General features: G+C 65.8%; 18 protein-coding genes. 9 read left to right on the forward strand and 9 right to left on the reverse strand.

Going from position 1 to position 24,804, the window contains the following annotated elements:
- Positions 1-134: 134 nt before the first annotated feature.
- On the forward strand, positions 135-1,082 hold the full coding sequence (locus tag Q376_RS0100090; RefSeq protein WP_027348565.1) for an isopenicillin N synthase family dioxygenase: 948 nt from the start codon (positions 135-137) through the stop codon (positions 1,080-1,082).
- Positions 1,083-1,091: 9 nt separating this feature from the next.
- On the opposite strand, the gene Q376_RS20820 is transcribed toward Q376_RS0100090, so the two are convergent.
- Positions 1,092-1,739, reverse strand: coding sequence for a TenA family protein (locus Q376_RS20820; protein ID WP_043445454.1), 648 nt, complete (start codon positions 1,737-1,739; stop codon positions 1,092-1,094).
- 226 nt (positions 1,740-1,965) lie between these two features.
- On the opposite strand from Q376_RS20820, the gene Q376_RS0100100 reads away from it, so the two are divergent.
- The 3 genes from Q376_RS0100100 to Q376_RS0100110 all read left to right on the forward strand — a co-directional run bounded on the left by Q376_RS0100100 (position 1,966) and on the right by Q376_RS0100110 (position 6,907).
- Positions 1,966-2,976: an AI-2E family transporter gene (locus tag Q376_RS0100100; RefSeq protein ID WP_027348566.1), complete on the forward strand. Its 1,011-nt coding sequence runs from the start codon at positions 1,966-1,968 to the stop codon at positions 2,974-2,976.
- A gap of 148 nt (positions 2,977-3,124) precedes the next feature.
- Positions 3,125-5,968 (forward strand): valine--tRNA ligase, encoded by a 2,844-nt coding sequence (locus Q376_RS0100105; RefSeq protein WP_027348567.1) that lies wholly within the window; start codon positions 3,125-3,127, stop codon positions 5,966-5,968.
- A gap of 222 nt (positions 5,969-6,190) precedes the next feature.
- Positions 6,191-6,907 (forward strand): phosphatase PAP2 family protein, encoded by a 717-nt coding sequence (locus Q376_RS0100110; RefSeq protein ID WP_027348568.1) that lies wholly within the window; start codon positions 6,191-6,193, stop codon positions 6,905-6,907.
- Between the two features lie 66 nt (positions 6,908-6,973).
- Here Q376_RS0100110 and pstB read toward each other — a convergent pair whose 3' ends face one another.
- From pstB to pstS, 4 genes are all read right to left on the reverse strand, one after another.
- A complete protein-coding gene (pstB, locus tag Q376_RS0100115) occupies positions 6,974-7,858 on the reverse strand; it encodes a phosphate ABC transporter ATP-binding protein PstB (protein ID WP_081803312.1) in 885 nt (294 codons plus the stop codon).
- A 2-nt stretch (positions 7,859-7,860) separates the two neighbouring features.
- A complete protein-coding gene (gene pstA / locus Q376_RS0100120) occupies positions 7,861-8,715 on the reverse strand; it encodes a phosphate ABC transporter permease PstA (protein WP_027348570.1) in 855 nt (284 codons plus the stop codon).
- Between the two features lie 37 nt (positions 8,716-8,752).
- A complete protein-coding gene (gene pstC / locus Q376_RS20825; RefSeq protein ID WP_043445457.1) occupies positions 8,753-9,694 on the reverse strand; it encodes a phosphate ABC transporter permease subunit PstC in 942 nt (313 codons plus the stop codon).
- Between the two features lie 101 nt (positions 9,695-9,795).
- Complete coding sequence (gene pstS, locus Q376_RS0100130) at positions 9,796-10,845, reverse strand: phosphate ABC transporter substrate-binding protein PstS (protein WP_027348571.1); 1,050 nt, start codon at positions 10,843-10,845, stop codon at positions 9,796-9,798.
- A 266-nt stretch (positions 10,846-11,111) separates the two neighbouring features.
- Here pstS and Q376_RS0100135 point away from each other — a divergent pair, with 266 nt between their 5' ends.
- Genes Q376_RS0100135 through Q376_RS0100155 form a run of 5 tightly spaced genes read left to right on the forward strand, consistent with a single transcriptional unit; the run spans position 11,112 to position 14,767 of the window.
- The gene (locus Q376_RS0100135; protein WP_052364791.1) at positions 11,112-12,179 is read left to right on the forward strand and encodes a sulfate ABC transporter substrate-binding protein; all 1,068 of its coding nucleotides are present in this window, start codon (positions 11,112-11,114) and stop codon (positions 12,177-12,179) included.
- 29 nt (positions 12,180-12,208) lie between these two features.
- Positions 12,209-12,799 carry an NAD(P)H-dependent oxidoreductase gene (locus Q376_RS0100140; protein WP_027348573.1) on the forward strand — a complete coding sequence of 197 codons (591 nt, stop codon included), beginning with the start codon at positions 12,209-12,211 and terminating at the stop codon, positions 12,797-12,799.
- 32 nt (positions 12,800-12,831) lie between these two features.
- Positions 12,832-13,641 (forward strand): aliphatic sulfonate ABC transporter permease SsuC, encoded by an 810-nt coding sequence (gene ssuC, locus Q376_RS0100145; RefSeq protein ID WP_052364792.1) that lies wholly within the window; start codon positions 12,832-12,834, stop codon positions 13,639-13,641.
- Between the two features lie 48 nt (positions 13,642-13,689).
- Entirely contained in the window at positions 13,690-14,514 is an 825-nt protein-coding gene (locus Q376_RS20830; protein ID WP_052364793.1) for an ABC transporter ATP-binding protein, read from the forward strand.
- A gap of 34 nt (positions 14,515-14,548) precedes the next feature.
- Positions 14,549-14,767, forward strand: a complete 219-nt coding sequence (locus tag Q376_RS0100155) for a TOBE domain-containing protein (RefSeq protein WP_027348575.1) — start codon at positions 14,549-14,551, stop codon at positions 14,765-14,767.
- A 53-nt stretch (positions 14,768-14,820) separates the two neighbouring features.
- Here Q376_RS0100155 and Q376_RS0100160 read toward each other — a convergent pair whose 3' ends face one another.
- Genes Q376_RS0100160 through bcsA form a run of 4 tightly spaced genes read right to left on the reverse strand, consistent with a single transcriptional unit; the run spans position 14,821 to position 24,796 of the window.
- The gene (locus tag Q376_RS0100160; protein ID WP_027348576.1) at positions 14,821-15,846 is read right to left on the reverse strand and encodes a family 8 glycosyl hydrolase; all 1,026 of its coding nucleotides are present in this window, start codon (positions 15,844-15,846) and stop codon (positions 14,821-14,823) included.
- A complete protein-coding gene (gene bcsD, locus Q376_RS20835) occupies positions 15,839-16,303 on the reverse strand; it encodes a cellulose biosynthesis protein BcsD (protein WP_052364795.1) in 465 nt (154 codons plus the stop codon). The genes Q376_RS0100160 and bcsD overlap by 8 nt, the downstream gene beginning before the upstream one ends.
- Positions 16,290-20,417: a cellulose biosynthesis protein BcsC gene (locus tag Q376_RS0100170; RefSeq protein ID WP_027348577.1), complete on the reverse strand. Its 4,128-nt coding sequence runs from the start codon at positions 20,415-20,417 to the stop codon at positions 16,290-16,292. The genes bcsD and Q376_RS0100170 overlap by 14 nt, the downstream gene beginning before the upstream one ends.
- The gene (gene bcsA / locus Q376_RS0100175) at positions 20,414-24,796 is read right to left on the reverse strand and encodes a UDP-forming cellulose synthase catalytic subunit (protein ID WP_052364796.1); all 4,383 of its coding nucleotides are present in this window, start codon (positions 24,794-24,796) and stop codon (positions 20,414-20,416) included. Before bcsA ends, Q376_RS0100170 begins: the two co-directional genes overlap by 4 nt.
- Positions 24,797-24,804 lie beyond the last annotated feature (8 nt).

Here is a 24,804-nt window from a genome sequence, read left to right on the forward strand (position 1 = left end):
CAGCGCCACGTGCGCTGCCAATGACCGGCCACGATAGTTTAACCATGGATATTCTCATCCGGCCGAGCGCGGCGCATCCAGCTCGACCTGTCCGCTCGATCCGCTCACAACCAAGCCAAAAAAGGAACGACCACATGCAAAGCCTTCCGCTGATCGCGGTGACCGAATTGGCCCACGCCGACCCCGCTCGGCGCCATGCGGCGGCGGCCCAACTGGGCCGGGCGAGCCGCGAAGTCGGATTCTTCCTGGTCGCCGAACACAGCGTGCCCAGGGCAGCGATCGATGCCGCTTTCGCCGACGCCCGGGCTTTCTTCGCTCAGCCCCTCGCAGACAAGCAGCAGTTGTCGATCAAGCGCTCGCCCCACAACCGTGGCTATGTGGCGATGGCTGACGAGCGGCTCGATCCGAAAGCGGGTTTCGATCGGAAGGAGGCCTTCAATCTCGGCCTCGAGCTCGACGCGAACGATCCCGACATCGTCGCCGGAGCGCCTTTTCGCGGGCTGAACTTCTGGCCCACCGCGCTGCCCGGATGGCGCGAGCGGATGCTCGGCTACTTCGACCACTGCCTCGAGCTGGGCCGCCTGATCCACCGGGGGTTCGCCATCGACCTAGGCCTCGATGAAGAATTCTTCGCACCCCACCTCACCGCGCCGATCGCCACCCTGCGCTTGCTGCACTATCCGGCCGCCATTCAAGCCGGGCGCCACGATGCGGGAGCCGGGGAACACACCGACTACGGCGACCTCACCCTGCTCGCCACCGACGGCGTGCCCGGTCTCGAAGTGCGTACCCGAGACGGTGAGTGGCTGGAGGGGCCTTCGATTCCCGGCACCTACGTATGCAACATCGGCGACTGCCTGATGCGTTGGAGCAACGATATCTACCTCTCGACGCCCCACCGGGTGCGTGCCCCGACTCAGGAACGCTACTCGATCGCCTTCTTCATGGAACCCAACCCGGAGACCCTGATCGACCCACGCCAGATCGCCCCGGACCAGGCACCGCGCTATGCACCGGTCCACTGCGCCGACTATCTCAAGCAGCGCCTCGATGCCACCTACCAGCACCGCGCGGGCGCCTGATCGAATCACTCAGTCGCGAACCCGGTCGTACGCCATATCGAAGAAGCGCTCTTCGATCCGCGATGCGCGGATGAAGGGCGTGCTGAGGGATTCGAACTCGCGCCCGGCGCCGACTCGCTCGAGCTCGCCACGCAAGAAATCGACCCAGCGAACGAACTCGGCGTCGGCATGGATCCGAATCCAGTCATGGTGCTCGGGACGCGGCGGCAGCGATGCGGTGGCCCGGCTCGCCCACTCCAGGTAGAGCCATTCGGCCACCACCAGTACCACCAGGATCACCGCGTAGTCCTGGGAGGCACAGGCTTCGTCCATCAAGTCGATGAACTCACGGGTCGGCCCAGCCAGCGCGGGCGATCTCCACTCCCGCTCCTCGACCCCGAGCGCGGCGAAGGCGTCGAGGAAGTAGCGATGCTCGTCGCCGGCGACCACTGCCAGCTGGCGAGCGTGCACGAGCCGCGCGTCCGCGTCGTCGGCGGCGCAGACCGCGGCACCCATCAGCCTGACGAAGCTGTCGCAGAAGCAGTAGTCCTGAACCAGATAGCGGGCGAATACGGCATCGTCGATACGTCCCTCGATCAGCTCGTCGACGAAACGGTGGTGAATGGCGGCGTCCCAATGCGGCTGGGCGGCGTCACGAAGTCGATGGCAAAGGTGCATGCGGTCTCCTGGCGGAAATCGGACGGGAATCGATGAAAGGTCCAAGGCGCCCTACTCTCGTCGACTTCACAGCGCCCGGCAAGCGAACCTCGCCCCCGGTCGTACGAGCCGACCGAGCGTCCCGGGCGCTGGCGCACGAGCGACGACTGCGGCAGACTAGCTCGCGCCGTGAATTCCCGTCGCGGTCACCAGTGCCTCCGTTCGTGGAGTTTCGACAAGGCGATCGATGAATAGCCCCGCTCTCTCTCGTATCCAGCTTGCAAGTCTGTTGATCGCTGCCGTTGCTCTGCTGCTGATCCTTCCATTCAAGCTCCTCGCCAGCCTGCTGGCCGGCCTGCTGGTGTTCGAACTGGTCAACGGCCTGACCCATCCGATAGAACACCTGATCTCCGGGCGCATCGCCCGCTGGATCGCCGTCGGCCTGCTCGCCGTGGTGATCGTCGGCGGCCTCAGCCTGGCCTTCACCGGCGCGTTCTCGTTCATCCTCCATGAGGTCAACAATCCCGGCCAGACGCTCGGCAAGATGATGGAAGTGATCGAGCGTGCCCGCCAGCAGCTCCCGAGCGTACTGGTGCGCTACCTGCCGAGCTCGGCTGAGGACTTCCACGGTCTGCTGCAGCGCTGGCTGAGCGGCCATATCAGCCAGCTGCAGAGCTGGGGGCGCGATGCCGTGCATCTGTTCGTCACCGTGCTGATCGGCATGGTACTCGGCGCTGTGATCGCGCTGCTGCCGACGCCGGCGCCGAACGAGATGAAGCCCCTCGCCGCCGCCCTGCACACCAGGGTGATGCGCCTCGCCGCGGCCTTCCACCAGATCGTCTTCGCCCAGATCAAGATCTCGCTGATCAACACCCTGCTCACCTCGATCTTCCTGCTCGTGGTGCTGCCGCTCGCTGGCGTCCACCTGCCGCTGGCCAAGACCCTGGTAGTGGTGACCTTCGTCTGCGGCCTGCTGCCCGTGGTCGGCAATCTGATCTCCAACACGGTGATCTTCATCGTCGGGCTGTCGCTGTCGATCTGGATCGCCCTCGGCGTGCTCGGCTACCTGGTGGTGATCCACAAGCTCGAGTACTTCCTCAATGCCCGCATCGTCGGCGGCCAGATCCGCGCTCGCGCCTGGGAGCTGCTGCTCGCCATGCTGGTCTTCGAGGCCATCTTCGGCTTCGCCGGCATGATCGCCGCCCCGGTCTACTACGCCTACATGAAAAACGAGCTGAAGGCCCTCGGCCTGGTCTAGGGCGCGTCGTTCCTCGCCCCGGGGCTTCGCTGCCGCCCCGCCGCCATCGACCGAGGCTTCGACGCAGGCCCTGCCAAACGCGTATAATCGCCCCAAATTTGCTCCCCGAGCGTCCTCCAAGATCATCATGAGCCGCCGCATGGAACCGATGGACAAGACCTACCGCCCCGATCTGCTCGAGACCCGCTGGTACCAGCGCTGGGAAAAAGACGGACGCTTCGCGCCCTCGGGCCACGGCCAGCCCTACTCGATCATGATCCCGCCGCCGAACGTCACCGGCAGCCTGCACATGGGCCACGCCTTCCAGGACACGCTGATGGACACCCTGGTGCGCTTCAAGCGGATGCAGGGACACAACACGCTTTGGCAGGTCGGCACCGATCATGCGGGGATCGCCACCCAGATGCTGGTCGAGCGCAAACTCGCCCATGAGCAGGGCAAGTCGCGCCACGACCTCGGCCGCGAGGCGTTCATCGACAAGGTATGGGAGTGGAAGGCCGAATCCGGCGGCCACATCACCCGCCAGCTGCGAAGGATGGGGGCGAGCGTCGACTGGTCGCGCGAACGCTTCACCATGGACGAAGGCTTCTACAAGGCCGTCCAGGAAGTGTTCGTGCGCCTGCACGACGAAGGGCTGATCTATCGCGGCAAGCGGTTGGTCAACTGGGACCCGGCGCTGCTCACCGCGATCTCCGATCTCGAGGTCGAGTCCCATGATGAACAGGGCTCGCTCTGGCACATTCGCTATCCGCTCGCCGACGGCGCGACCACCGCGGACGGCAAGGACCACATCATCGTCGCCACCACCCGTCCCGAGACCCTGCTCGGCGATACCTGCGTAGCGGTCCACCCCGAGGACGAACGCTACGCCCAGCTGGTCGGCAAGTTCGTCGAGCTGCCGCTGGTCGGCCGCAGGATCCCGATCGTCAAGGACGACTACGTCGAGCGCGACTTCGGTACCGGCTGCGTGAAGATCACCCCGGCGCACGATTTCAACGACTACGAAGTCGGCAAGCGTCATCAGAGCGCACTGATCAACGTGCTGACGCCGGATGCCAGGATCCGCGCCGAAGCGGAGATCTACGACTTCTCCGGCAAGCCGTCGCAGGCTTTCGACCCGGCGCTGCCCTCCGTCTATGCGGGGCTCGCGCGCGAAGAGGCACGGGCACGCATCGTCGCGGACCTCGATGCCCAAGGGCTGCTCGAGAAGGTCGAGCCCCATGCGCTCAAGGTGCCGCGCGGCGACCGCTCGGGCACGGTGATCGAGCCGCTTTTGACAGATCAATGGTTCGTCGCCGTCGAAAGCCTGGCCAAACCGGCGATCGAGGCGGTGGAGAACGGCTCGATCCGCTTCGTGCCGAAGAACTACGAGAACATGTACTTCGCCTGGATGCGCGACCTGCAGGACTGGTGCATCTCGCGCCAGCTGTGGTGGGGCCACCGCATCCCGGCCTGGTTCGACGAGGCGGGCAACGTCTACGTGGCGCGCAGCGAAGCGCAGGCACGCGAGAAGTACGGACTCGCCGCCGATGTCGCGCTGCGCCAGGACGACGACGTGCTCGACACCTGGTTCAGCTCTGCGCTTTGGACCTTCGCCACCCTCGGCTGGCCGGAAAAGACCCCGGAGCTTGCGACCTTCCATCCGACCAGCGCGCTGGTCACCGGTTTCGACATCATCTTCTTCTGGGTCGCCCGGATGATCATGATGACGCTCAAGTTCACCGGCCAAGTGCCGTTCGAGACCGTCTATGTCCATGGCCTGGTACGCGATGGCCAGGGCCAGAAGATGTCGAAGTCGAAGGGCAACGTGCTCGACCCGATCGACCTGATCGACGGGATCGAGCTCGACTCGCTGGTCGAGAAGCGCACCGGCAACATGATGCAGCCGCAGAAGGCGAGCAAGATCGCCAAGGCGACCCGCAGCGAGTTCCCCGATGGCATCGAGCCCCACGGCACCGATGCGCTGCGCTACACCTATCTGTCGCTGGCATCGACCGGACGCGACATCAAGTTCGACATGGGCCGCCTCGACGGCTATCGCAACTTCTGCAACAAACTGTGGAACGCTGCGCGCTACGTACTCTCCAACGCCGAGGGCGAAGACTGCGGCCAGCAGGGTGAGCCGGTCGAGCTCAGTCTCGCCGATCGCTACATCATCTCGCGGCTGCAGCAGGTCGAGACCCAGCTCACCCGAGCGCTCGACGAGTATCGCTTCGACCACGCCTCCCAAGCGCTCTACGAGTTCGTCTGGAACGAGTACTGCGACTGGTATCTCGAGCTCTCGAAGCCGGTGCTGTGGGACGACGAGGCGAGCCTCGAACTCAAGCGCGGCACCCGGCGCACCCTGGTACGGGTGCTCGAGACCATCCTGCGCCTGGCGCACCCGATGATGCCGTTCATCACCGAGGAGATTTGGCAGCGGGTCGCACCGCTCGCCGGCCGCGCGCTCGAAGCCGATGCCTCGATCATGACCCAGGCCTGGCCGGTGGCCGACGATGACAAGACCGACCAGCGCGCGGTCGACGACATCGAATGGCTCAAGCAGGTGATCAACGCGGTGCGCAACATCCGCGCTGAAATGAACATAGCGCCCGGCAAGGGGCTGCCGCTTTATCTCTGCGGCGGCGATGCCGAGGATCGCCGCCGCCTGGCGGAGAACGAGCGCTTCCTCGCCAAGCTCGCCAAGCTCGAAAGCGTGGCGTTCACCGAGGCCGCCGAAGTGCCGGTGTCCGCGCTGGCGAGCGTCGGGGCGCTCGAGGTACGGGTACCGATGGCCGGGCTGATCGACAAGGAGGCCGAACTCAACCGTCTCGACAAGCAGCTCGAGCAGCAGCGCAAGCTGGTCGACGGCATCCAGCGCAAGCTCGGCAACCAAGGCTTCGTCGCCAAGGCGCCGGCCGCCGTGGTCGAAAAGGAACGTGCCCGCCTCGACGAGGCACAGCAGGCGATCGCTCTGCTCGGCGACCAGCGCGCCAAGATCGAGTCGCTCTAGCCACCAGCCGCCATGCAGGTCGATGCCCCATCGCGTGAGAGCGCGATGGGGCATGTCTATTGCGGCTGGCGCGCATAATCGAACAGTGTTTTCATTAAGGAAATATTAGAATAGACTGGGCGCTCGGCTTACTCGACGCCTTGCGCGTCCAGCTGGCCGCCATGGCGACGCCGCGTTGCCATGGCGGCTTTTTTCGACCTCGAGACCCGCCCGGATCCGCCCATGTCGCTCAGACCCATCCTGCTGCTCAACCTCATCGGCCTGCTGCTGCTGCTAAGCTGGTGGCAGACCCTGGCCCCCTTCTGGCCAGCGCTCAACGCCTGGGTATTCCACGCGTTCAACCAGACCCTGACCGCGGACAACCTCGGCTGGGTCAACCTGGTCGCAGCGCTCAACACGCGGACATTCGATGCCGCATCCTTTCTGGTGATGGTCGCGGTACTACTGCTCGCGGTCAGCCGCGACCGGCGCAAGGGTCGGCTCTGGCATTGGTTCGGGGTCGGCTTCGTGATGCTGTTCTCGGCCGGGGTGATCGCGCTGATCAACAACGAGCTACCCTACGGGCACCCGAGCCCGACGCTCTACTTCCAGTCGCTCGGTGAACCGGTCAACTTCATCACCCAGTTGGTGGACTTCTCCACCAAGGACAGCGCGGGCAACAGCTTCCCTGGCGACCACGGCATGATGCTGATGGTCTTCGCCGCCTTCATGATGCGCTTCGCCGACCGCCCCTGCGCCATCCTCGCCGCTGCGATGATCCCAGTGTTCAGCCTGCCGCGGATCATCGGTGGCGGCCATTGGCTCGAGGACGTATTCATGGGGTCGCTTTCGATCTCGCTGCTGCTGCTGCCGTGGATTCTGCTCACGCCCCTGGCCCCTGGCGCGGTAGCCGCCATCGAGCGCCTCGCCCGCCGGCTCGACCTACCGTTTTCGCGCTGAAACCCAAACGCCAGCGCCCTACGAAGGGTGCCGGCGTTCGTTTTTCCAGCATAGCGGTCCGGAAGATCAGCCGTAGCGGCCGGTGATGTAGTCCTCGGTGCGCTTGTTGCCCGGCTGGGTGAATATCTTCGAGGTGCGGTCGTACTCGATCAGCTCGCCCAGGTACATGAAGGCGGTCATGTCGGAGACGCGCGCGGCCTGCTGCATGTTGTGGGTGACGATGACGATGGTGTAGTCCTGCTTGAGCTCGTTGACCAGGTCTTCGATGTAGCCGGTCGAGATCGGGTCGAGCGCCGAGGTCGGCTCGTCGAGCAGGATCACCTCGGGCTTGATCGCAATGCTGCGAGCGATGCACAGGCGCTGCTGCTGGCCCCCGGAGAGGGCCTGGCCGCTCTGGCGCAGCTTGTCCTTGACCTCGTCCCACAGCGCCGCCTTGCGCAGCGCCCATTCGACCCGTTCGGCCATCTCGCGGGCGGAGAGCCGCTCGTAGAGCTTGACCCCGAAGGCAATGTTGTCGAACACCGACATCGGGAACGGAGTCGGGCGCTGGAACACCATCCCGATCCGCGCCCGCAGCAGGTTGACGTCGACCTTGCCATCGTTGATGTCCTGGCCGTCGAGCAGCAGCTTGCCTTCGGTACGCATCCCCGGATAAAGATCGTGGATACGGTTGAAGCAGCGCAGCAGGGTCGACTTGCCGCAGCCGGAAGGACCGATGAAAGCGGTCACCCGGTTGGCGGGCACCGTCATGCTGATGTCCTTCAGCGCATGGAACTGGCCATAGTAGAAATTGAGCCCTTCGACCTCGAGCTTGGCCTGGGTCGCGACATCAGCCGTCGTCTCACCACCCGGCGAGCGTAGCCGGGGCTTGGCGATGGTCGGTCTTTCGCCGGCCGTCGCCTGCGCACCGGCCGGCAGGTTGGACTCGTCATTGAGGTTGGATGAGGACATGACTACCTCTTGTTCGACTCTCGCGACACGATGCGCGCGATGATGTTGAGAATCAGGATGGCGGCAGTGAGGATCAACGCACCGGCCCAGGCGAGCTCGACCTGTCGGGGGATGAACGAGTTGATCGTCATGTTCTGGTAGAGCGTCATCGGCAGGTTGGGCATCTCACTGCCGAGATTGAAGAAGTTCCACTGGTTCGAGTTCAGCGAGGTAAAGATCAGCGGCGCGGTTTCGCCGCTGATCCGCGCGCAGCCCAGCAGTACGCCGGTGATGATCCCCGCGCGGGCACCGCTGTAGCAGACCCGCACCACCACCCACCAGCGGTGGGCACCGAGGGCCGACGCGGCTTCCCGCAGGGTGTTGGGCACCAGCTTCAGCATGTCCTCGGTGGAGCGAATCACCACCGGGATGATGATCACGGCCAGCGCGGCGATCCCGGCCCAGCCGGAAAAGCGCCCCATCGGCAGCACCACCACCGCGTAGATGAACAGCCCGATGATGATCGAGGGTGCCGACAGCAGCACGTCGTTGATGAAGCGGATGACCGTAGCGAGCCTGGATCTACCGCCGTACTCGGCAAGCCAGGTTCCCGCTGCGATCCCGACGATGGTGCCGACCACGGTACCGCCGACGGTCATGATCAGGCTGCCGATGATCGCATTGCCGAGCCCACCGCCGGACATCCGGGTACGCTCGGTGAACACCTCGAGCGACAGTGCGGTGGTGCCCTGCCACACCAGGGTGAACAGGATCAGCAGCAGCCAGACGATACCGAACACCGCGGCGCTGACGCAGAGCGTCATGATCGAACGGTTGATCAGCCGGCGGCGGCGGTAGACGGAATTCTCGTTTCTCATCTTATCGTCCGGTACGGGGTCAGGGTGAGGATCGGGATCAAGGTGCGCGGCGCTCGATGCGCATCAGCATGTAGCGCGCGATCGCAAGCACCACGAAGGTGATCAAAAACAGCACCAGCCCGAGCGCGAGCAGCGCCGAGCGCTGGATGCCATCGGCCTCGGGGAACTGGCTGGCGATCAGCGCGGCGATCGAGGTTCCCTGCCCGGTCAGCGTCGGATGGAGGAACAAGTTGTTGCCGATCACGAAGGCCACCGCCATGGTCTCGCCGAGCGCCCGGCCAAGGCCGAGGATGACCCCGCCGACCAGCCCGCCGCGCACCGAGGGGAAGATCACGCTGCGCACCACCTCCCAGGTGGTGCAGCCGAGCCCATAGGCCGACTCGCGGGTCACCGAAGGCACGGTGGACATCACATCGCGGGTGATCGCGGTGATGAAGGGAATGATCATCACCGCGAGGATGATCCCGGCGGTGGCAAGGCCCGTGCCGGCGGGGAACAGCTCGGGCGCGAGCCACTGCAGGAATGGCCCGAGCACCATGATCCCCCACATCCCGTAGATGATCGAGGGAATGCCGGCGAGCAGCTCGATGGTGACGCCGAGCGGCCGACGCAGCGCCGCCGGGCATTTCTCGGTGAGGAAGATCGCGATGCCGAACGACACCGGAACCGCGATCGCCACCGCGATCAGCGAGGTCACCAAGGTACCGTAGATCGCAGGCCAGGCGCCGAATACCTCCTGGTTGGCCGACCAGCGGGTCTGGGTGAAGAAGTCCGCACCGTAGGTGGCGAGCGCAGGCCAGGCCGAGATCAACAAAGACAGCATGATCGCGCCCAGGAGCGCCAGCACCAGCACCGCGAAACTGCAGGTACCGCGCTCGAACCAGCGGTCGATCATGCCATTGCGGGCCAAAAGCCGCAGCTCGCGGCGATTGGCGCCGAGATGATGCGGCTGGTCGGAGCGGCTCTGCTCGCTACTCATGGCTGACTACCCATTTGGATGCTTGTCTCCCCTGCGCCAACTACGTGGCGCTACGATAGCGCCGGGACGCGCAGCCTGCGCGTCCCGGCGGCACGGCCTGTTTACTCTGCGCCGGTCCAGACCGGCTGGCCGTCGGCCTGGATCTGTGACCAGATGTTGGCCTTGACCAGTTCGACCACATTGTCGGGCATGCTGACGTAGTCGAGTGCGTTGGCCGCCGCTTCGCCATTGGCGTAGGCCCAGTCGAAGAACTCGAGCGCACTACGAGAAGCGGCCGCGTTGCTCGCCTGCTTGTGCATCAGGATGTACGAAACCCCGGTGATCGGCCAGCTCTGCTCGCCAGGCTGGTTGGTCAGCACCAGTGCGAAACCCGGTGCATTCGCCCAATCGGCGTTGGCGGCGGCGGCGGCGAAGCTCTCCGCGCTCGGTGCTACGTACTGGCCATCGCTGTTCTCGAGCTGCACGGCGTTGAGATCGTTTTGCTTGGCATAGGCGTATTCGACGTAGCCGATCGCCCCCCTGACGTTGCCCACCTGGGCGGCGACCCCGCCGTTGGCCTGAGCGCCGACCCCGCTCGGCCATGCCACCGAGTTGCCCTCGCCGACGGTATTGGAGAACGCTTCACTGACCTGGCTCAGGTAGTGGGTGAAGAGGAAGTTGGTGCCCGAGCCATCGGAGCGATAGACCGGGGTGATCCGGGTATCGGGCAGCTCGATATCCGGATTGAGCGCGGCGATGCGTTCGTCGTTCCAGCGATCGATCTCACCAAGATAGATCGCCGCGAGCGTCTCACCATCGAGCTTGAGCTCGCCGGCGGGGATATCCACATTGATCACCGGCACCACGCCGCCCATGATCATCGGGAACTGCACCAGCCCATCGCGCTCCTGCTGCTCGGCGGAGAGCGGTGCGTCGGAGGCGCCGAAGGTCACGGTGCCCGCGGTGATCTGGCGAATCCCGCCGCCGGAGCCGATCGCCTGGTAGTTGAGGCCGACACCGCTTTCATCCTGGTAGTCATCCGCCCACTGCGAGTAGACCGGGTAAGGGAAGGTCGCGCCAGCACCGGTGATCGTCGAGGACTGCGCCTGGGCCTGAACGGAAACGCCGAGGGCCAGCGTGGCGGCGAACAGCAAAGAGGTGCGCTTGAGCATTCGTGATCTCCAAGGGAGAGCTGACACTAGGAAGAACCGGCAAGTGTGGACGGAGGGGATGCCTCCGACGTGGTGCTACCCTATCAACGCCATATGTCAGTTTTGTGTCACCGACATGGCGTTGGCATGACGAGGACATCGGCATATTCAAAACGAGAATAACAAAACCAAAACTCTGTATTTAGTGGTTATTAAAGAAGCCCCTAACCTGCTCCCACTGCGCGGCCTTCGAAGCGCCGCATCGCTTTGTCCTCAGGGAGCCACAAATGTCGTTTCGTCCATCGCTGGTCATTCCACTCGCCCTGGCCGCCGCACTCATCCTGCCCCAAGGCGCGCGGGCCGAGAGCATCACCCTGCTCAACGTCTCTTATGATCCCACCCGGGAACTCTACCAGGACTACAATGCCGCCTTCCGCGAGTGGTACCGCACCCAAAGCGGCGACGACGTCACCGTGCAAACCAGCCACGGCGGCTCCGGCAGCCAGGCGCGCAGTGTGATCGAAGGCGCCCCCGCCGATGTAGTCACCCTGGCGCTGGCCTACGACATCGATGCGGTCGCCCAGCGCAACGGCGGAGTGGCCGAGGATTGGCAGCAGGCGCTGCCCGACAACTCCACGCCCTATACCTCGACCATCGTGTTCCTGGTGCGCAAGGGAAACCCGAAGAACATCCATGACTGGGACGATCTGATCAGAGACGACGTCTCGGTGATCACCCCCAATCCCAAGACCTCGGGCGGCGCCCGCTGGAACTACCTCGCCGCCTGGGCCTGGGCGCTCAAGCAGCAGCTCGGCGATCTGTCCAAGCTCGACGACCCGGCCTTCGAACAAGAAGTCGCCGCCGCTCAGGAGCATGCCCGCGACTACGTCTCCAAGCTCTACGCCAACGTCGCGATACTCGACAGCGGCGCCCGCGGCGCGACCAACACGTTCATCCAACGCGGCCAGGGCGACGTGCTGCTGGCGTGGGAGAACGAAGCCTTCCTCGCCACCGAGGAGCTCGGCGAAGGAGAGTACGAGATCGTCGCGCCAAGCCTGAGCATCCTCACCGAGCCGCCGGTGGCGCTGGTCGAAGGCAACGTCTCGCGCAAGGGTGAAGCAGCCGAACGCGCCGCCCGCGCCTATCTCGAGCACCTCTACTCCCCCGAGGGACAGCGCATCGCTGCTGCCCACTACTACCGCCCGCGCAATCCGCAAGGCGTACCGGCCGAGGACTTGGCCCGCTTCCCCGAGCTCGACCTGGTGACCATCGACGACGTCTTCGGCGGATGGAGCCAGGCCCAGAGCCAGCACTTCGGCGACAACGGGGTGTTCGACCAGATCTTCCGTCGTTGAACCGCGACACCGTTTCCTAGGAGCAGCACATGCACGTCGTCGTGATCCACGGCAGCCCATCCGCCCCATCGCGCTCCTCCGCGCTCGCCGAGCATCTGGCCGAGCGCCTCGAGGCGCTCGGGATCGACTGCGATCATGCCCGCCTGGAACAGTTCAGCGCCGCTTCGCTGCTCGGGGTCGACACTTCCGATCCCGCGATTCGCGAGTACCTGGCCAAGATCGACCGCGCCCGGGGAGTGATCATCGCCACCCCGGTCTATACCGGCTCGATCACCGCACTGACCAAGTCGCTGCTCGAGGTGATCCCCGAGCGCCACCTGCGCGGACGCCCCGCGCTGGTGCTCGCAAGCGGCGGCTCCGCGGCCAGCGTACAGGCGGCGGAACACGCGCTGGCACCGATCCTGCGCAATCTCAAGGCGACCCTGCTCGGCGCCAGCGTCTACACCGCGAGTGCCGAGCTGCCCTCGCGCAAGGACGAAAGCGGCAAGGTCATCGGCTATCGCTTCGAACCGCCGCTCGCGGCCCGCCTCGAGGAGGCGCTGGAGCACTTCCTGGTCCAGCTCGCGGGCCCCCCAAGCAGCGTTCTCCCCGCCGCCTGGACGTCGCGGCTGGCGTTATGAAGCAGGATTCGCTCATACAGGAGAAAAGACCGATGGCTTCGCCACCTTCCCAACAGTCCCGCTCGCTGAGTGCCGCCTTCGAGCTGATCGTTCCCTGGCTGCTGCCGCTGCTGCTGCTCGCCGCGTGGGAACTCGCCGCCGACCGCGGCTGGCTCTCGGCGCGGGTGCTGCCGGCGCCCTCGGCGGTGATCGAGGCCGGCTGGCGGCTCACCGTCGACGGCTCGCTGCCCCACCACCTGTGGGCCAGCACCCAGAGAGCGCTGGTCGGCTTCGCGATCGGCGGCGGGCTGGGGCTTGCGCTTGGCTTTCTCACCGGGCTCTCGCGCACCGCCTCGCAGCTGCTCGACACCAGCCTGCAGATGATCAGGAACGTCCCCCACCTGGCGCTGATCCCGCTGGTGATCCTGTGGTTCGGGATCGGCGAGACGGCGAAGATATTCCTCGTCGCCCTCGGCACCCTGTTCCCGGTCTACCTCAACACCTACCACGGGATCAGGAACGTCGACCCGCAGCTGATCGAGATGGCCAGGAGCTACGGCCTGCGCGGACCAAGCCTGTTCTGGCAGGTGATACTTCCCGGCGCCTTGCCATCGATTCTGGTCGGGGTTCGCTTCGCCCTGGGGCTGATGTGGCTGACCCTGATCGTCGCCGAGACGATCAGCGCCACCGATGGACTCGGCTATCTGGCCATGGACGCTCGTGAGTTCCTCCAGACCGACGTGGTACTGCTGTCGATCCTGCTCTATGCGCTGCTCGGCAAGCTCGCCGACTTGCTCGCCAAGAGCCTGGAGCATTGGTGGCTGCGCTGGCACCCGGCCTTCCAGTCCAAGCGCAACCGCTGACATCCGTCCACCGATTCGACTGACGCCCGCACGGGCGAGGAGTGAACGATGAGCCCCTCCGTTTCCTATCTGCGCCGGCCCGAACCGGCGCCCGCCGAGGCGCCCGCACCGGTCGCGCTGAGGCTTCAAGGCGTCGAGCGCAGCTTCGGCGATACCCCGGTGCTGTCGAATCTCGACCTGGATATCCGGGAAGGCGAGGTAGTGGCGATCATCGGGCGCAGCGGCTGCGGCAAGTCGACCCTGCTGCGGCTGCTCGCCGGACTCGACCAGGCCAATGGCGGCACGCTCTCCTGGCGCGGCGCCCCGCTCTCCCAGCGGATCCGGGAGATCCGGCTGATGTTCCAGGAGCCCAGGCTGCTGCCGTGGAAGCGGGTGCTCGACAATGCGGCCCTCGGCGTCGATCGCCAGCTCGCCAGGGCAGCGCTGGCCGAGGTCGGCCTCGGCGAGCGCGAGCAGGACTGGCCCTCCCAGCTTTCCGGCGGCCAGCGCTCGCGCGTCGCGCTGGCTCGCGCACTGGCCCACAGCCCGCAGCTGCTGTTGCTCGACGAACCGCTGGGCGCGCTGGATGCGCTGACACGTTCGAGCATGCACCGGCTGATCGAGCGGCTGTGGCGCCAGCATGGTTTCACCCTGGTGCTGGTCACTCACGACGTCTCGGAAGCGGTGACCCTGGCCGATCGAGTGATCCTGCTCGACCATGGCCGGATCGATCTTGACCTCAACATCGAGCTGCCTCGGCCGCGCTCGCCCACCGACCCGCGTCTGGTCGCCTACGAGGCGGCGCTGCTCGAGCGGCTGACCGGCGAAGAACGCGACGGCGCCGACGCCGGCGCCTCGATCACCAGCATCGAACCGGCCTCGATCGCGATCTGAGCCCGTTTTTCCCAACCATTCAAGGAGTCGTCATATGTCATCCGAACCCGCACTCAACCCGCGCAATCAGTTCCGCGGCCGGATCAAGCACATCCATGAAGGCGACGTGCTCAGCGAGATCGATGTCGAAACCCCTCACGGCATCGTCACCTCGGTGATCACCACCCGATCGGTACGCGAGCTCGAGCTCGCCGTCGGCAGCCCGGTGCTGGCCTTCGTCAAGGCCACCGAGGTGGCCTTGGCTAGGCTCTGAGCCGCTCCGCCAGGCTCGTTCAGCCGGCCTGACGGGAACTCGAGCAGCGCGGCTCAGCTTACGCCGAGATCGTGCAGCGCGACCCGCACCAGTTGGAGCAGAATGGCCGAATAGTAGTTTTCGTCCTGTCCCGCGACCTGCGGCACGCCGTCGGGATCACCGATCAGCAATGCTTTGATCGCCCTCCCTCCCTCGGAAAGGGGGTAGGGGGCGGTCTCGCCGCTGGTCACGTCGATCCAAGCAGGTGGCAGCGCCTGACGATTCCAGAACACCGCGATGTTCTCGAGCGTACCGATGCCGCGCTGGTTGCCCCAGCTGAAATAGAGCGGCACGCGGATGTTCTCGAAGCCGAAGCGAGGCGGCCAGCCTTCAGCCGGGCTCAACCCACCGCGAGGATCGAGACGCAGCCAGTCGGCGGGAAGCTTCTGGGCGCCGAACTGCGCGCGCGCAAGCAGATTCCCCCCGCTCTCCACCAGAGCAAGCCAGGGCCCCTGGGGTTCGAGCTCGGCGAAACGCTTGAAAGCGGGGATCACCCAATAGGAGAGATTGATCACCAGGCCATCGGGGTGCTCGAATCCATCCATCGCCGGTAGCAGGACCTTGCTGCCGGCAACCTCGCGAACCAGGTTCGCGCCGATCGCGGAGCGGACTTCGGCGCTGCGCACCGCATAGGCCTTCACGCCCCAGCGCTGGGCCGCGCGGTCGAGCGCCCAGGCGATCATCAGATCGCCGTCGCTCGCATTGTTGGGATCGCTCACCGAAGGCGTCGTCGTCGGGTCGAAACGCCATGAGTAAAGCGCTACGTCACCCCGTGCCAGATGGTCCTCGGTCCAGCGCCAGAGCTGGTCGAAGGCCTGGCGATCACCGTGGTACACGGCGAGCAGCATGCTCCACCCCTGCCCCTCGGTATGGCTGATCGACCGGTTGGCGGTATCGATCACCCGGCCATCGACCACGAAGCGTGCGAGAAAATCGCGCCAGCCAGGGTCGTCCATATCAGCCTGGGTGCTGCCGGCCACGAACAGCAGGCCCAGCAGCAGCGAGAACGGTCTTAGCAACCGTCGCAGGCAACTAGCCATAATTGAACGCTCGCCCACCGGCCTCTATTTCAGCCAGTGCGGTCACTCTAGCGCTGCCACCTTGTCCGTTGATCCAAGTTTCGAAAAGTCCCGCCAACAGCGCGGTCGATAGTCTCGCCCAGCTGGGCGCCGGAGAGCGCGGCGACGGCAGTTCGTAATGCTGGATCAGGATCGCATCGCTCTTCGCGATCAACCGGCAGAAGCCCCAGTCGTGCTCGGCCAGCGAGCGATTCAGCGCCGCCTCGAGCTCGCCCAGGGTGCCCTGGGCCGGCAGCGCCTGGCGATCCGCCAGGCAGCTCCCGACATGGCGAAAGAACGCCTCGGCGTCATCCTCGCCGACCGAGGCGCAGAGCTCGTCACCGAGCAGCGCGACGAGCTCGAGCCAGCCGCCCTGCCGACGCCGATCGGCATGGTAGCGACTGATCGTCTCGGCCAACGCTGCTTCACTTTGCGCCATCCCCGCCTCCCAGCCGGTAGTTGAGATAAAGCATGCCCCGGCTTTCGCTGTAGTCGCCGAAGGTGTCGTAACCCAGCTTGCCGCCCAGCGTCAGCTGTTCGGAGAGCCGATAGTCGACCCCCACACCGAGGTTGACCCCGAAGCCCGAGGTCGACTCGCCATCGTAGCTCGACGAAGATACGAGCCCCGCGGTCTCCATCGCTTCGAGCGCGCGCTGGCTGCGCGCGTCGGTGGGGAAGTAATCCGCTCCCTCCTGGTCGAAGCTCTGCAACCCCGGCGCCGCTTCGAGGATATAGCTGAACTTGCCGCGCGTCTCGGTGAAGCTGACCGGAAAGGCCAGATTGATGTAGTCCTGGGGACTGAAGTAACCGCCGTGGCCATAGGTGAAATGGTTGCTGTTGCGGTCGAAATCCTGATACCCCAGGTTGACCCCGACCTGCAGCTTGCGATGCTCCTCGTTGATCGGCCGCACGTAGGCGCCGACGGACAGGTTGCGCGAGCTGTTGCTCTGGACGTTCTCGCCGCTGTAGTGGTAACCGCCGCCGCCGGCATAGAAGCCCAGCTCGCCGTCATCGTAGCTGACCATCGCCTGGCCGCCGCTCTTGGTCACCCCACCCCAGGTCTCGCCGGTCACCGGGTCCTTGACCCCGGCATAGGAGAGCACGCTGTCGGATACCGCACGACGCTCGGCGGTGAGGGTCAGCCGGGTGTCGGTGGCGATCTGCGGCTGCCAGCGGACCCCACCGACCAGGTTGCTCTGCTCGAAGCCGAGCGGCGTGCTGCCGGCGTCGAAGCGCCAGTCACCGATCTTGTAGGCGAGCTCGAGACCGACGCCGCTGTCATGCAGCGAAGCGGGGCTGCGCGCACCGCGAGCGGCAGCGGCGAAGCGGCTGGAAAGGCTGCTCTGCAACGCCTCGATGCTGCTCGCCAGGGCTTCACGGTTGGCCGCGAACTCCTCCGGCGTCCAGCTCGAGATATCGAATGCCGACGGATCCAGATCGACCCCGGCGAAGTCGGACAAAAGTGCCAGCTGCTCATCGCTCAACGAAGCGAAGCGTATCCCCGCCTCCCACAGCACGTTGCGGTCCATCGCGTCTTCGTAGCTGCTCAGCGCCGCTTCATAGCTGTTGCGCAGGCTGGCGATCTGGGTGGTCGAGGGATACTCCTCGGCCTCGGCGGCTTCGAGCAGCGCAAGGGCGTTGGTCACCGCGGTGGCCGACGACTGGATATCACCGAGCAGCTCATCGACGCCGCCAAGCGCAGTGCTGAGATTGTCGATACCGTCGACCAGGGCGTTGCTGCCGAAGCGGCTGGCCGAAGAGGAAGAAGCGGAGCCTGCACTGATGTAGACCGGCGACAGGGCGAGTTCCAGCCTCCCTCGAGCGAGGGGCACGCCGAAGCGGGTGGTCTGGCTGATCCCGGTGAGCTCGCTGAGCCCCTGCTCGCCGCTGCGCAGGCGGAAATCCGTCGAGGCTTCGATCTCGATCCCACGCTCTCTTCGCCACTCGGCGAGCAGGCGATCGACTTCGCTCAATTGCCGTGCCTCAGGCGAGACGAAGGCCGTCGGCGCGGAATTGCGCGCCGACTCGGAGCGGAACGGGTTGGCGTTGAGCCCCAGTACCCCTCCGAGCGGGTCGGCGGCCACCAGCGGCCGGCGCGTGGCGAGGGTGCGTTCGCGAACCTGTTCGAGCAGCCGGATCGCCTCGTCTTCGCGCCCTTGGGCCTGGGCGGTACGGGCGGCGAGGATCACGAGCTCCGGCGACTCCAGCGGTGCGCGGTCGAGCAACAGCGCCTCGGCCCGCTCCGGCTCGCCGAGCGCGAGCGATGCGTTGACCGCCCCGGCGAGCGCGCGCTGGTCGCTGGGCGTGCGACCGAGCACGTAGCGATAGACCAGCTCGGCATCGCGCGCCTTGTCGCCACCGAGATAGAGATCGCCCAGCGCCAGCTGGAGATCGCGGTCCTGAGGGGCGACGCTCAGGCGCGCGGCGAGCTGATCGTATGCCCCGGCGAGGTCGCCATCGGCGCGCAGCCGCTCGGCCACGGCGAGCGCCAGTGCATTGCGCTGCGCCTCGATCGAGTCGCGGTCGGCGGCGCTCAGCCCCGGAAGCTGGTCGAAGCTGCGCAGCAGCTCCTCGGCCTCAAGCCCCTGCCCCGAGCGCCCGAGCACCACGATGTGGTTGTAGTAGCGGTCCACCGGCACCTGGATCCCGCGACCAAGGTTGCCACGCACCAGGTCGAGCGCCAGTCCATCATCGCCGAGATCGCTGAACGCCAGCGCCACGCTGCCCAGCTCGGCCGGGTCGGCGGGCGGCTGGCGATAGAGCGCCATCAGTGACTGTCGGGCCCGCCCAGGATCGCTCTGGTCGCGAATCGCCGCGAGCCTGCCCTCGATCGCGATCCGCTCGGCGAGCTGCGCAGCGGCCGGGTCTCGACGCTCGATCGGAATTCGACCGATCAGCCGTTCGGCGTCGTCCCAGCGCGACTGCTCGCTGGCGAAAAGTGCCGCGGCATAGAGCCGCTCGTCGCTGGTCTGGCTACCGATCAGCGGCATCATGGTGAAGCTCGCCTGGTAGGGATGCCCCTGGCGATCATAGATCCGGGCCAGCTCGAGCCGAGTCCAGGGGTCGTCGGGGAGCAGCGCAAGCGCCTGTTCGAGCGCCGTCTGGGCGCCATCGAGATCGTTGCGCTCGGCCGCCTGCCGCGCCAGCTCACGCAGCTCCTCGACCTGGGCCCGGTTCGGGTCGCCGAGCCGCTGGCGCAGCTGCTCGGGCAGCTGGGCGGCGAGCTGCTCCGCCTCCTGCCAGCGCGATTGGCCGCGCAGCGCGTTGACCAACCCCACCCGGGCGTCGGCATCGTTGGGCGCTTGGGCGAGCATCGCGCGGTAGCGCTGCTCGGCGAGCGAGAACTCTTGCTGATCGAGCAGCAGCTGAGCCTCGAACGCGCGCGCGGCGCGGCCACCATCGCCGCTTTCCCGGGTGAGCGGCGCCACTCGGGCCAGCGCCGCGGTAGCGTCTCCGCTTTCGGCCAGGCGACGCGCCTCGGCGAGATCGGCATAGAGGCTCGCCGAGCGGAAAGCCGCCCGCCAGCGTTCGGCGCTCGATGGATCGAGCTGCATCGCCCTGCCGAGGCTGTCGCGGGCGCGCGCGAACTGTCCCGCGCGCAGCTGGCTGATACCGAGCCCTCCGAGCGCGTCGACGTCGTTCGGCCGGGCTTCGATCACTCGCTGGAAAGCCGCTGCGGCCGCATTGCCACTGCCCGCCTCCAGGGCGGCGAAGCCGCGCTGGCGCTCCTGCGCCAGCGGGTCGGCGGGCGTCTCCTCGGCGACCGAGCGCAGGAAGTGATCACGTACATCGGTATCCATCAGGTTGTGGGTCAGATACGCATCGAACAGCGGCTTGTCGTCGATATCGGCATCCAGCCACAGCAAGGCCTGGCGAATCGCCCGTGCGCGCTCGCGGTCGTTGCCGCTCAGCCGCATCAGGCTCGCGATCCCTTCCCGCCGGGTCTCCTCGCGGTAGGTCAGTACCTGTCCGAGCGCGAACTCAGCGTTCTGATCCGTCGGGTGGCGCCGCCGATAGTCTTCAAGCGCCGTACGCGCCTCCTCCCAGCCTGCTTGCGTGCCAGCCAGGGTCTGGTAGTACTCGAGCGCGAACCTCTCGGGCGGGGCACCGCCACCGAATAGCGACCGATAGCGCTCCAGCGCCACCTCGGCGTTACCTTCGCGAGCCGCCGCACGCGCTTGCTCGAGCTGATCGGTGGATACATCGGCGCCGCGGCGCTCTTGGTCGAGCTGTGCGAGCAGCCTGCCGTCATCGACCTCCTCGAGCCGGGCGCGCCAGCGCTGATAGCCCTCGGTATCGCCGGATTCAAGCGCCAGCTGGGCGAACCGGAACAGCGCCTCGGCATTGTCGGGGTCGACCCTGAGCACCCGATTGAGCGCATCCAGGGCCAGGTCCTCGCGATTGCGCTGGCGCCAGTAGTCCGACTGCCGGAACAGCGCATCGAGCGTGGCCGATCCACTCGTGGCAGGCCCGGCGGGGACAGCATCCTGCGCCGATGCGCTCTCGACCATCGAGAAGAAGGTGGGCAACAGCAATAGCCAGCGAAGTTTCATTTCCCCTTTTCGCCCCCCAGACGACGGGCAGCGCGCGCTTTCAGGCCCGAATGGATCAGTGGTGTACAAGCGAGCAGCGCGATACCGATCGCGACGATCAGCAACAGCGGACGTTCGCCGAAGTACCAGCGCACCAGCATGTACCAGGGCAAATGCCCCTGGGTGTAGCGGTCGGCGACATGGAAAGCCTCGACGTTGAGGTTGCCATCGATCAATGCCAGATCGTCGGTGATCGCACTGGCGACGCTCTGCTGGCGTAGACCATCGACCAGCGCATTGAGCGAAACACCGGGCTGGACGCCGAACAGCACTACCGAACGCCCCGGCGTGTAGGGAGAGGAAAAGGCCGCGAGCAGCCGCTGATGCTCGGCGCCGTCGAGCGCGCGCTTGGCAGCGCTCGGGCGCCGCTCGAAATCTCCATCGAACAGCCAGACGACATGCTTCCACCAGGCGATCGGTTGCAACGCGAAACGATCGTCGCGCAGCTCGAGCGGTCCGGCGGAGAGCAGTGACGACAGCCACTGCGCCTGGCTGTCGGCCAGCACCATCAAATCGCGATCGGCGAAGCGCGAAAGTCCCGGCTCGCCACGCCCGATCTCGACTTTGCTGGCCAGGTTGCCGGTGGCATCGCCAATCCGGCCCATCAGGGTGAGCAGAGCGGCGAGCTGGTCGTCGTCGGGAGACGGATCGAGGATCACCGCACTGTGCTCGAGCCCAGGCTGGCGGGTGAACGGCAGACCAGCACCGACGAAAAAGGCCAGGTTGGGGAGTTCGGTGAAGGTATAGGTCTGGCTCATGTCGATGTTCGACGAAGGCAGCACCCGGCTGATCACCTGGGTCGGCACCCCGCTCTCGCAAGGATCGAGAGAGCTACGAGGATGCAGGTTGAAGTAGAGCGTCAGGCGGTTGATGCCGTAGATCAGCGCGGGGGGCAACTCGATGACGCCACGCTCCTGGCGCAGTGAATCTCCGAGCAGCTCGCGCACCTTCGACATCAGCCCACGCTGGCGCATCGGCAGCGAGCCCAGGTACTGACCATTGAGGGTGACATCGAGGGTGGAGCGCTGCTCATCGATCCAATCGCCCTCAGGGAAGCGATAGTCGAGATTGAGCGGAATCCTGTCGCCCGGCCAGAGGAAGATATCGGGCGTAGCGCGAAAGCTCAGGTTGATCACCCGCGGGAAGAAGCCCTCCACCCGCAGCGCCTCTCCCCCTTCGAGCCGACTCAGCGACACCGGTGCCTGGGTATCGACCCAGTGAGGCATACCATCGCCCTGCACGACCGGAGCATCCGCGGAAATCAACTGCCGCTCGCCACGCAAGGGGCGCTGCCGGTCGAACAGCCGCATCAGGGCGATGCGCTGCTCCTCGGCGGTGCGCCCGAGCACCAGCAGCAGCTTGTAGGTGGGGTTGCGAGGGTTGTCGATCATCCGCAACTCAGGCCCCTGCGGGGAGGCCAGCTGCATTCCCGCCACTCGGCCGTCGGGCTCGGGCAGGACGATCGCGTCACCGTCGGGAAAACTGTCGCGGAACACCGCGAAGCGCACACCGCGAAACTCGGTCAGGCCACCGTAGTAGGAGCCGAGCAGCGCGGCGTTGCGCAGCGTGTCATCGCTGGGCGCGGTGCCGAACATCACCGGCAGCAGCACCCTGGTGCGGATCGCCGGATCGAAGAACGGCAACGGCAGCACCGAAAGGTCGGAGGCCAGCGGCAGACGGCGCGTGCGTGTCTCGATCACGCTGCTCGCCCCCACCTGGACCCAGAGGCTGTCGTCCAACGTCCCTTGGCAACTCTCGCCATGCTCCGAGAGCACGCGGAAGGTCAGCACGTTGTTCGAGGCCAAAAGCGTCGGGTCCATCGGCAGCTCAGCGGTGAAGAACAGCTCGTCGGTACGGGCGAATGGCAGCCGGCCGATGGATACTCCGTTGAGCATCACCTCGAGCCCACCTTCGGTGGAGTAGAGCGTGCGCGAATGGCGCACCGACAGGCGCAGCTGCGCCGTGGTCACCAAGCGGTCCGCCCGGATCGGGAAATCGAGCCCGGCGATCGCCTGATTGCCATGCAGCGTCAAGCCGCCGTCGGAGAGTTCGTCGAAGCGCAACGCCTCGACCTGCTGCGCGTCGGCGGTGGTCGGCTGCTGCTGGGGTGTAACCACCTGCAGATTGCCCTCGGCGTCGAAGCCGGGCGAGGGCAGCGGCTGGGCGAACACCGTACGGGTAACCACGAAGCTCAGCGCCAGCAGGAAGACCACCAGCAGCAGACGCCCTCCCCAGCGCGAGAAACGCTCACCATTGGCCAAGTTCTTCTTATTCTGCCAGGAGCGCGAGAACAGCCCATAGATCGCGCGGATGACGTCCCAAAGCGAGCGCATCGGCCGGTCGGGGGCTACCTGGTGCTCGGACAGCCAGGCATCGGCGCGCCCCATCACCGTTCTGACCAGCAGCCGACGCTGGTCGATGCCCATCGAAGTGAAGGAAAAGCGCAGCACGCGCTGGTTGGCGCCACGCTGCTCGACATCGAGACGCAGCCGGAAACCGTCGCCGATCAGCTCGATCTGAACGGGCTGGCCCACGCGACGCTGCTCCAACGGCAGATCGACCATCGCTCCGCCCATCGAGAGGTTGCGGGTCATCGCCTCGCTGCGCTCGCCATCGGGATAGATCAACGCCACCGGGATCTTCACCGGCACCCGCACGCTACTGCGACGCTGGCGAGTCTCCCGCGCCACCGCCACCGCAGCGAACAGCGCGATCAGGCTGAAGCCGGCCCAGAAGATGTTGAGCAGCATGACTCCGCGCTCGACCCCGAAGTAGTCGTTCCACACCAGCCGTATCACGCCCCAAGACAGCCCGACGAACAGCAGCACGATGCTGATCAGGTGCGGCAGGACCGCTTTGGCGTCGAACAGCCCCTCGGGCAGGATGCCCCCCTTGTCGGTGACGTTGAAGCTGCCGCGTTTGGGGCTGATCAAGGTGAGCAAGGTCGGACGTATCAGGCTGAAGGCGAGTACGGTTTCGTAGATTTCCGCCCAGAAGCTGTAGCGCACCCGACCGTTGATCCGAGAGTTGAGATAGACCGAGTGGAACAGATGCGGAAAGGCATACACCAGGATCATCGCAGCCGAAGAGGCGATCACGTTGGCGCCGAGCAACAGGTAGGCAAGCGGCGCGAGCAGGAAGATGACCCTCGGCAGCCCGAACTGGAAGTGCAGCATCGCGCTGAGATAGCAAAGCCGCTGCATCGGCTGCAGTCCTCGGCCGAGCAGCGGGTTGTCGAGGCGCAGTATCTGGGTCATGCCCCGGGCCCAGCGCATGCGCTGGCCGATGTGCAGCGACAGCCGCTCGGTGGCGAGCCCCGCCGCCAGCGGCAACGCCAGGTAGCGCGTGTTCCAGCCATTGCGCTGCAAACGCAGTGCGGTATGGGCATCCTCGGTGACGGTCTCGACCGCAAAGCCCTTGACCTCCTCGAGCGCGGAACGCCGGATCACCGCGCAAGAACCGCAGAAGAAAGTCGCATTCCAGAAGTCGTTGCCCTTTTGCACCGGGCCATAGAACATTTCGCCCTCGCGGGGGATCTCCTCACCGACGCTGAGATTGCGCTCGAACGGATCCGGCGAATAGAAAAAGTGCGGCGTCTGCACCAAGGCGAGCTTGGGGTCTTCGAGAAAACCACCCACCGTGGCCTGCAGGAAGCCCCTGGTGGGTATGTGGTCGGCGTCGAACACCGTGATCAGCTCACCGGAGGTATAGCCTAGGGCATGGTTGAGATTGCCGGCCTTGGCGTGCGCGTTATCGGTCCGAGTGACGTAGCTGATGCCCGCCTCCTCGGCGAAGCGCCGGAACTCCTCCCGGCGCCCGTCATCGAGCAGATAGATCCGCACCTTCTCGGGCGGATAGTCGATACCCTGGGCTGCGAGCAGGGTATCGCGCACCATATCCAGGCTCTCGTTGTAGCTCGGGACATAGATGTCCACCGTCGGCCACTCGTCGAGGCTCGAAGGCAGCGGAGTGCTGCGCCGTTCGAGCGGCCAGATGGTCTGGAGGTAGCTTAAGATCAAGATCACCCAAGCGTAGATCTCAGCGGCGAAGAGCAGATAGCCGCACACCGCGCTGAGCAGGTCGTCGAACTCGAGTGTTTCCGTGGCCCGCCAGTAGAGATAACGGCTCGAGACCAGCGCAGAGAGCAGCAGCAGGAAGATCGACAGCGCTTTCGACCGCTCCAGCCAGCGAGAGAATATCAGCATGGCCAGAATGCTGAGCATCCCGAAGGCGGCTTGATAGTGGACGCTCATTGGCGCAGTGATACCAATAGCGAGCACCGGTAGCGTGGCGAGCACGACGAGCGTCGCCATCGCCTTGAACGGCAAGGAATGGGTCAAGAGCGGAG

It is taken from the genome of Halotalea alkalilenta DSM 17697, from assembly GCF_000621205.1.
Lineage (GTDB): Bacteria > Pseudomonadota > Gammaproteobacteria > Pseudomonadales > Halomonadaceae > Halotalea > Halotalea alkalilenta.

Excerpts from the sequence above, each read along its gene's own strand:
- Q376_RS0100090 (WP_027348565.1), top strand. The coding sequence starts at position 135 with ATGCAAAGCCTTCCGCTGATCGCGGTGACCGAATTGGCCCACGCCGAC.
- Q376_RS20820 (WP_043445454.1), bottom strand. The coding sequence starts at position 1,739 with ATGCACCTTTGCCATCGACTTCGTGACGCCGCCCAGCCGCATTGGGAC.
- Q376_RS0100100 (WP_027348566.1), top strand. The coding sequence starts at position 1,966 with ATGAATAGCCCCGCTCTCTCTCGTATCCAGCTTGCAAGTCTGTTGATC.
- Q376_RS0100105 (WP_027348567.1), top strand. The coding sequence starts at position 3,125 with ATGGACAAGACCTACCGCCCCGATCTGCTCGAGACCCGCTGGTACCAG.
- Q376_RS0100110 (WP_027348568.1), top strand. The coding sequence starts at position 6,191 with ATGTCGCTCAGACCCATCCTGCTGCTCAACCTCATCGGCCTGCTGCTG.
- pstB (WP_081803312.1), bottom strand. The coding sequence starts at position 7,858 with ATGTCCTCATCCAACCTCAATGACGAGTCCAACCTGCCGGCCGGTGCG.
- pstA (WP_027348570.1), bottom strand. The coding sequence starts at position 8,715 with ATGAGAAACGAGAATTCCGTCTACCGCCGCCGCCGGCTGATCAACCGT.
- pstC (WP_043445457.1), bottom strand. The coding sequence starts at position 9,694 with ATGAGTAGCGAGCAGAGCCGCTCCGACCAGCCGCATCATCTCGGCGCC.
- pstS (WP_027348571.1), bottom strand. The coding sequence starts at position 10,845 with ATGCTCAAGCGCACCTCTTTGCTGTTCGCCGCCACGCTGGCCCTCGGC.
- Q376_RS0100135 (WP_052364791.1), top strand. The coding sequence starts at position 11,112 with ATGTCGTTTCGTCCATCGCTGGTCATTCCACTCGCCCTGGCCGCCGCA.
- Q376_RS0100140 (WP_027348573.1), top strand. The coding sequence starts at position 12,209 with ATGCACGTCGTCGTGATCCACGGCAGCCCATCCGCCCCATCGCGCTCC.
- ssuC (WP_052364792.1), top strand. The coding sequence starts at position 12,832 with ATGGCTTCGCCACCTTCCCAACAGTCCCGCTCGCTGAGTGCCGCCTTC.
- Q376_RS20830 (WP_052364793.1), top strand. The coding sequence starts at position 13,690 with ATGAGCCCCTCCGTTTCCTATCTGCGCCGGCCCGAACCGGCGCCCGCC.
- Q376_RS0100155 (WP_027348575.1), top strand. The coding sequence starts at position 14,549 with ATGTCATCCGAACCCGCACTCAACCCGCGCAATCAGTTCCGCGGCCGG.
- Q376_RS0100160 (WP_027348576.1), bottom strand. The coding sequence starts at position 15,846 with ATGGCTAGTTGCCTGCGACGGTTGCTAAGACCGTTCTCGCTGCTGCTG.
- bcsD (WP_052364795.1), bottom strand. The coding sequence starts at position 16,303 with ATGGCGCAAAGTGAAGCAGCGTTGGCCGAGACGATCAGTCGCTACCAT.
- Q376_RS0100170 (WP_027348577.1), bottom strand. The coding sequence starts at position 20,417 with ATGAAACTTCGCTGGCTATTGCTGTTGCCCACCTTCTTCTCGATGGTC.